Source organism: Sphingobium quisquiliarum P25 (assembly GCF_000445065.1).
Lineage (GTDB): Bacteria > Pseudomonadota > Alphaproteobacteria > Sphingomonadales > Sphingomonadaceae > Sphingobium > Sphingobium quisquiliarum.
The window spans coordinates 49,177-56,643 of record NZ_ATHO01000146.1; the positions used below are offsets into that span (position 1 = coordinate 49,177).

The 7,467-nt window shown below is 62.7% G+C and carries 7 protein-coding genes; all 7 read right to left on the minus strand.

Going from position 1 to position 7,467, the window contains the following annotated elements; translation table 11 throughout:
* Positions 1 to 50 precede the first annotated feature (50 nt).
* Positions 51 to 1,721 carry a 2-isopropylmalate synthase gene (leuA, locus tag L288_RS38090; protein WP_021239404.1) on the minus strand — a complete coding sequence of 557 codons (1,671 nt, stop codon included), beginning with the start codon at positions 1,719 to 1,721 and terminating at the stop codon, positions 51 to 53.
* Between the two features lie 367 nt (positions 1,722 to 2,088).
* Entirely contained in the window at positions 2,089 to 2,715 is a 627-nt protein-coding gene (locus L288_RS38100) for a YceI family protein (RefSeq protein ID WP_021239405.1), read from the minus strand.
* A 356-nt stretch (positions 2,716 to 3,071) separates the two neighbouring features.
* Positions 3,072 to 4,091, minus strand: coding sequence for a ketol-acid reductoisomerase (ilvC, locus tag L288_RS38105; protein WP_021239406.1), 1,020 nt, complete (start codon positions 4,089 to 4,091; stop codon positions 3,072 to 3,074).
* Between the two features lie 189 nt (positions 4,092 to 4,280).
* Positions 4,281 to 4,796 carry an acetolactate synthase small subunit gene (ilvN, locus tag L288_RS38110; protein WP_021239407.1) on the minus strand — a complete coding sequence of 172 codons (516 nt, stop codon included), beginning with the start codon at positions 4,794 to 4,796 and terminating at the stop codon, positions 4,281 to 4,283.
* The gene (locus L288_RS38115; RefSeq protein ID WP_021239408.1) at positions 4,796 to 5,146 is read right to left on the minus strand and encodes an LSm family protein; all 351 of its coding nucleotides are present in this window, start codon (positions 5,144 to 5,146) and stop codon (positions 4,796 to 4,798) included. Before L288_RS38115 ends, ilvN begins: the two co-directional genes overlap by 1 nt.
* Positions 5,147 to 5,156: 10 nt before the next feature.
* Complete coding sequence (locus tag L288_RS38120; RefSeq protein ID WP_021239409.1) at positions 5,157 to 6,905, minus strand: acetolactate synthase 3 large subunit; 1,749 nt, start codon at positions 6,903 to 6,905, stop codon at positions 5,157 to 5,159.
* A gap of 101 nt (positions 6,906 to 7,006) precedes the next feature.
* The coding region (locus tag L288_RS38125; protein ID WP_021239410.1) for a tRNA (adenosine(37)-N6)-dimethylallyltransferase at positions 7,007 to 7,467 on the minus strand (461 nt) is incomplete at its 5' end.

Genomic DNA, 7,467 nt, shown 5'->3' on the forward strand with positions numbered 1-7,467 from the left:
GGCTGCTGAGGCGCGGATGCCGTTTTTCACCGGCATCCGCCCCGTGCTGATCACCCCACAGCGACGCTATTGGCGGCGGAAAGCACTGCCTGAACCGAGGCGGTCGCCACGTCCGTGTCGGTGCCGATGCCAAAGACCGTCCGGCCATCGGGTGTGCGGCATTCGACATAAGCCGCCGCGGCCACATCCGTACCGACGCCGATCGCATGCTCGCTATAATCCGCCACCTCCAGATCGACGCCCAGATCATCGCGCAGCGCCGCCAGCACCGATGAGATCAGGCCGTTGCCACGCCCGGAAATGCTCCGCTCGCCGCCCTTGTGCGCGATCTTGCCGGTAAAGATGCGGTCGCCCGCATGGCTGGTCTCATTATAGTCGATCAGCTTGTAGGGCTGGTCACCCGTCAAGCGGTAGTGATCTTCGAACGCGACCCAGATGTCGGCCGCGTTCAGTTCCCGGCTGCTCTGGTCGGCCAGCGCCTGCACGACCTTCGAGAAATCGGCCTGCATCCGCTTGGGCAGCTTCAGCCCCTTGTCCTGCTGCAACACCCAGGCGACGCCGCCCTTGCCGGACTGAGAATTGACGCGGATCACCGCCTCATAGTCACGGCCCAGATCCTTGGGATCGATCGGCAGATAGGGGACATCCCAAATCTGGTCGTTGCGCGCTTCCTGAGCGGCGAAACCCTTCTTGATCGCATCCTGATGCGAGCCGGAGAAGGCGGTGAAGACCAGTTCGCCCGCATAGGGATGGCGCGGGTGGACTGGCAGCTGGTTGCAATATTCGACGGTCTGGATGACCTCATCAATGTCGGAGAAGTCCAGCCCCGGATTGATGCCCTGCGTGTACATGTTGAGCGCGACAGTCACCAGGTCGCAATTGCCGGTGCGCTCGCCATTGCCGAACAGACAGCCTTCGACCCGATCCGCGCCCGCCATCAGACCCAGCTCCGCCGCCGCGACGCCGGTGCCACGGTCATTATGGGTGTGCAGCGAAATGACGACGCTGTCTCTCTTGGAGATGTTGCGGCACATCCATTCGATCTGGTCGGCATAGATGTTGGGCGTCGCCGCCTCCACCGTTGCGGGCAAGTTCAGGATCAGCGGCTTTTCGGGCGTTGGCTGGAGGATCTCCATCACCGCTTCACAGCATTCCAGGCTGAAATCCAGCTCGGCGGTGGAGAAGGTTTCCGGCGAATATTCGAAATGCCAATCGGTGTCCGGCTGCTTGGCGGCATTGTCGCGCAGCAGCTTCGCCGCATTGATGGCGATCTCCTTGATCTGCGGACGGTCCATGTGGAACACGATGTTGCGCCAGGCGGGCGACACGGCGTTATAAACGTGGACGATGGCCTTCTTCGCGCCGCGCAGGCTTTCGAAGGTGGTGGCGATCAGGTCCTCGCGCGCTTGGGTCAGCACTTGCGGGAATACATCGTCGGGGATCGCGCCATCGCGGACCAGGCCGGAAATGAAGTCGAACTCGGTCGCGCCAGCGCTGGGAAATCCGACTTCGATTTCCTTGACACCGACCTTGAGCAGCAGGTCGAAGAAGCGGCGCTTCTTTTCCGCGTTCATCGGATCGATCAGCGACTGGTTGCCATCGCGCATGTCGGTCGAGAGCCAGCGCGGGGGCGAGGTGATGACGGCGCCCGGCCACTGGCGATTGGGCAGGTCCACCTGAGGGAAAGGGCGATATTTCTGCGAAGGATCGGTCAGCATCATGGGAAAGCTACTTCTTTACGCAAACGGGCAGCGCGGCGCTGGCCCAGTGAATGACTATCTGCTTGAAAATGCCCTTAGGCGTATCGCTGCGTCATTCAAGCGAAGAGCAGCACAAAAGCCACGCCTAAGGGCGTGTAAGTCGTAGCAGGGGAAGAAGCACGCGCTGCATGATGGATCGGCCTTAACCCTTTTTGGGGCGGCGCGTCCAGTGTTTCTTGATAGAATGGCTTTTCGGCTGCGCTTGAAGCGAACGGGGCGGATTTGAAGCAGCTACGTTGGTCATGCTCAAACAAGTTCAGCATGACGTTAAGGTGTTCGATCTTGTGGCGCTTACCCCCCCTCCCTGATGGGAGAGGGGGAGGATGGCTTACTTCTGGAACGCCGCGACGATCTTCAATTCGACGGCGTCGCCGACCATGGGGACGGCGTAGCCCATGTTGAAGTCGCTGCGCTTGATCGTCGTCGTCGCCACGAAGCCGACATTCTCCTTACCGCCCGCCATCGCCGGAGCCTTGCCCGCGCCATAGAAATCGGCGTCGAGCGTCACCGGCTTCGTCACGCCCTTGATGGTGAGATTGCCGGTGATCTCGGCGCTGGTCGCGCCGTCAGGCTTCACGCTGGTCGAAACGAACGTCGCCTTGGGGAATTTGGCGGAATCGAAAAAGTCCGCCTTCATCAGATGCTCGTCCAGCGCCGGGATGCCGGTGCGCAGATTGGCGATCGGCACGTCGATCGACACTTTGGATGCAGCGACATTCTTGGGGTCCAGCGTCAGCGTGCCGGTCGGCTGGGAGATGAGGCCGAAATTGTTCGAAAAGCCCATATGATCATAGGCGAAGGCGACCTGGGTGTGGCCGGGATCGACCTGATAGGTGCCGCCGGTCACGCGCGATGGATCTTTCGCGCCCGGAACGCCCGGCGTCTGCTGGGCTATGACGGCGGTGCCTCCCGCGATGGCGGCGATGGCGGCGGCGGAAATCAGGAACGTGCGCATGGATGGGTTCTCCAGAAGCAGTCAAGGGACGCGCTACCATAGCGGCGTCGTTCGATTGTTCCAGAGGTGTAACCGGAAACGAAGGGTTACGGGAAGAGGGTGATTGTCCACCCGGCGGGCGGAGTGAGCCGGAGGCTTCGGCAAGCTCAGCGAACGGCGGTGGCGGCGCACGCCCTCCTCCGCGACCTGGCGCGAACGTCATTCTAGTGAGTGTTCTATGTGATTTAATCGCGCGGCGGCGCAGAGGACGCGGGAGAAAATTCCCTTACGTTCTCTGCGCCTTTTCGCAAATTGATGATGGGTGGAACCCAGCATCTGGAGGAGGGGCAGCGGAAGGGCGCCCCGGCCCAGGGGCCTTAGTTCTTTTCCTTGTCCACCAGCTTGTTGGCGCCGATCCAGGGCATCATGGCGCGCAGCTTGGCGCCGGTTTCCTCGATCTGGTGACGCTGGGCGGCGAGGCGGCTGGCCTTGAGTTCGGGCTGGCCGGCGCGGTTGTCGAGCACGAAGTCCTTGACGAAGCGGCCCGACTGGATGTCGGCGAGGACGCGCTTCATTTCCTTCTTCGTTTCTTCGGTGATGATGCGCGGACCGGTCTTGATATCGCCATATTCGGCAGTGTTCGAGATCGAATAGCGCATGTTGGCGATGCCGCCTTCATACATCAGATCGACGATCAGCTTGAGTTCGTGGAGGCATTCGAAATAAGCCATTTCGGGAGCGTAACCAGCTTCCACCAGCGTTTCGAAGCCAGCCTGGACCAGCGCGGTCGCGCCGCCGCAGAGCACGGCCTGCTCGCCGAACAGGTCGGTTTCGCATTCCTCGCGGAAGTTGGTTTCGATGATGCCCGAACGGCCGCCGCCGACGCCCGAAGCATAGGACAGGGCGATGTCATGGGCGTTGCCGGTCGCGTCCTGCGCGATGGCGATCAGGCAGGGCACGCCGCCGCCGCGCTGATATTCGCTGCGGACGGTGTGGCCGGGACCCTTGGGCGCGATCATGATCACGTCCACGTCCTTGCGCGGCTCGATCAGGCCGAAATGGACGTTGAGGCCGTGGGCGAAGGCGAGCGCCGCGCCGGGCTTCAGATTCTCGTGAATGTCCTTGGCGTAGATTTCCGCCTGATGCTCGTCGGGGGCGAGGATCATGAGGACGTCGGCCCATGCGGCGGCTTCGGCGTTGGGGAGCACCTTGAAGCCCGCGCCTTCGGCCTTCTTGGCCGAGCCCGAACCGGGGCGCAGGGCAATGGCGACTTCGGCCACGCCGCTGTCGCGCAGATTCTGGGCGTGGGCGTGACCCTGGCTGCCATAGCCGAGGATGGCGACCTTCTTGCCCTTGATAAGGCCGATGTCGGCGTCGCGATCGTAATAAACCTTCATGTCCGTTCTTCCTTTTTCATATCCTGACCCTCTCCCTGGAGGGAGAGGATACGAAGACCCGAGCCGGAGGGCCCCAGTCGAAGTTGGTGAGGGGGAACCACCGGATGGGGCCGTGCGTGACTGGCCCTCACCCTCCCACCGCTTCGCGGCAGGCCCCTCCCTCTCCCGCAGGCGGGAGAGGGGTCTAAGTCAATTCGGCTCCTTGCCGCGGATCAGGCCGACGACGCCGGTGCGGCCCACTTCGACCAGCCCGATCTGCCGCATCAGGGCGACGAAATTGTCGATCTTGTCGGTCGTGCCGGTGATTTCGAAGATGAAGCTTTCGATCGTCGTGTCCACCACCTTGGCGCGGAAGACATCGGCAAGGCGCAGCGCCTCTATCCGGTCCTCGCCCGTGCCGGACACCTTGACCAGCGCCAGTTCGCGCTCGACGAAGGGGCCGTTGGCGGTGAGGTCCGTGACCTTGTGCACCGGCACCAGCCGGTCGAGCTGCGCAATGATCTGGTCGATCACCTTGGGCGGGCCGTTGGTGACGATGGTGATGCGGCTGATCGCATGATCGGGCGTGATGTCCGCCACGGTCAGGCTGTCGATATTATAGCCGCGCGCGGTGAACAGGCCCGCGATGCGCGCCAATATGCCCGCTTCATTGGTGACCATCAGCGACAGGACGTGCCGCTCGCTATATTCTTCCTGGATATGCATCAGATGCTTGTCCCGTTTTCCGGTTCTTTTTCGCGCTCGTGGCGCTCGGAAATCATGCCGGTGAAGGCATATTGCCAACTGCCGTCGTCGCGATGGGCGATGCGGACCGGAAATCCGGCGATGGCATCGAACATGCGGGCCAGATGCTCGCCCACATAGCGCGGGCTGACGAGCAGGCGGCCGATCCGGCGTCCATGAAAATCGAAGCCTTCATCCAGATGCACTTCCCAATCCTCATTCTCCGCATCGGCATGGTCCACGGTCCAGCCTTTCAGCTCGGCCGTGCCCGCATGCCGTTCGAAGTCGAAGGGTTCGCTCACATGGATGCGGAGCTTCAGATGCTGCGTCACGCCCCCATCCTTACACCAGAGCCTTCGCCTCATCCGACATGATGCCCGCAATCTGGTTGGGGTCGAGCAGCATGTCGGTATGCGCCGCGCCCGAAGGGATCATCGGGAAGCAGTTGGAAAGCTTCGCCACGCGGCAGTCCACGATCACCGGGCCAGGCGTGTCGATCATCTGGGCAATGCCCGCCGCCAGTTCCTGCGGTCCTTCGATGCGGATGCCGGTCCAGCCATAGGCCTCCGCCATCTTCACGAAGTCGGGCAGGCTGTCGGAATAGCTGTTGGAATAGCGGCTTTCATAGGTCAGTTCCTGCCACTGGCGGACCATGCCCATATATTCATTGTTGAGGATGAGCACCTTGACCGGCAGGCGATACTGCGTGGCGGTGCCCATTTCCTGAATATTCATCTGGATCGACGCATCGCCAGCGACGCACACGACCAGGCTGTCCGGGTTGCCGACCTGCGCGCCAATCGCGGCGGGAAAGCCGTAGCCCATCGTGCCCAGGCCGCCGGAGGTCAGCCATTTGTTGGGCGCTTCGAAACCGAAATGCTGGGCGGCCCACATCTGATGCTGGCCGACTTCGGTGGTGATGATGACGTCCTTCGCCGCCTTCGAGGCGCGGTAGAGTTCGGCGATCGCCTCCTGCGGCATGATCTCTTCGCGGCTTTCGGGATAGGCGAGGCTGTTGCGCGCGCGCCAGCCTTCGATCCGCGCCCACCATTCGGAAAGATCGGCCGCCTTGTGGCCGTGCGTCTTCCATGCGGTGATCATGTCGGTCAGCGCATTGCCGACATCCGCGACGATGGGCAGGTCGACCTCCACCGTCTTGTTGATCGAGCTGCGATCGATGTCGATGTGGATCTTCTTGCTATTGGGCGAGAAGGCGTCGAGGCGGCCGGTGACACGGTCGTCGAAGCGGGCGCCGATGCAGACGATCAGGTCCGCCTTGTTCATCGCCCAATTGGCTTCATAGGTGCCGTGCATGCCCAGCATCCCCAGCCATTGCGGTGAGGAAGCGGGGAAAGCGCCAAGGCCCATGAGGGTCGAGGTGACGGGCGCGCCGGTCAGTTCCGCCAGTTCGCGCAGCAGCAGCGACGCCTTGGGACCGGAGTTGATGACGCCGCCGCCGGTGTAGAAGACCGGGCGTTCCGCTTTGGCCAGCATCTCAACGGCGGTCGCGATGGCGGAGGCGTCGGCCTGGGTCTGCGGCTTGTAGCTTGCATGTTCGAAGCTTAGCGGCGGGGCATAGGGCGCGGTCGCGATCTGGACATTCTTGGGAATGTCGATGACGACCGGGCCGGGGCGGCCGGTGGTGGCGATGTGAAACGCCTCATGGACGACGCTGGCGAGCTTCGCCGGGTCCTTGACCAGATAATTATGCTTCGAACAATGGCGCGTGATGCCGACCGTGTCGGCTTCCTGGAACGCGTCGGTGCCGATCAGCTGTGTCGGGACCTGTCCGGTGATGACGATCATCGGAATCGAGTCCATCAGCGCGTCGGTGATGCCGGTGACGGCATTGGTCGCGCCGGGGCCGGAGGTGACGAGGACGACGCCGGGCTTTCCGGTCGAGCGCGCATAGCCTTCCGCCATATGGGTCGCGCCCTGTTCGTGGCGGACGAGGACGTGGCGGATCTTCGGATGGTCGAAAAGCGCGTCATAGATGGGCAGCACCGCCCCGCCCGGATAGCCGAACACGACCTCGACCCCCAGGTCGATCAGGCACTCAACCAAAATGTCCGCGCCGCTCTTTTCGGCCACGATGAAATCCTTCCACTGGATGCAGGTTGCGCCCTCTGCTCCAGATGCGGAACGAAGGCAAGGTGGGTGCCTCTATTAGACATAAAATGCCACGTCAACCGCTAATCAAGAAATTTAGTTACAATGTCTTCGATGCTTTTGTCATCAATTTGCCCCATTTCCCGGCGCCAGGCGGCGGGCGGCTGGTGGGAGAACCAGGTATATTGGCGTTTGGCATATTGCCGGGTGGCGATCCGCCCGCGTTCGATCATCGCCGCGTGATCGATCCGGCCGCTGAGCCATGCGGCGATTTCCGGCACGCCGATGGCGCGCATCACCGGAAGGCTGGGCGAAAGGCCGCGCGCGATCAGCCGTTCGGCTTCCGCTATCCCGCCGCCCGTCACCATCTGTTCGAAACGGCGGTCGCACCGTTCGAACAGCCACGGGCGGGGCGGCCGCAGGATGAGCGGAGCAAGGCTGATCTGCGCTGCTATGCCGCCGCTCTTATGCTGCTGCCACAGGGCGAGCGTGCGCCCGGTGGAGCGCACCACCTCCAGCGCGCGGGCGACGCGGGCCGTGTCGG

Excerpts from the sequence above, each read along its gene's own strand:
- leuA (WP_021239404.1), bottom strand. The coding sequence starts at position 1,721 with ATGATGCTGACCGATCCTTCGCAGAAATATCGCCCTTTCCCTCAGGTG.
- ilvC (WP_021239406.1), bottom strand. The coding sequence starts at position 4,091 with ATGAAGGTTTATTACGATCGCGACGCCGACATCGGCCTTATCAAGGGC.
- ilvN (WP_021239407.1), bottom strand. The coding sequence starts at position 4,796 with ATGCATATCCAGGAAGAATATAGCGAGCGGCACGTCCTGTCGCTGATG.
- L288_RS38100 (WP_021239405.1), bottom strand. The coding sequence starts at position 2,715 with ATGCGCACGTTCCTGATTTCCGCCGCCGCCATCGCCGCCATCGCGGGA.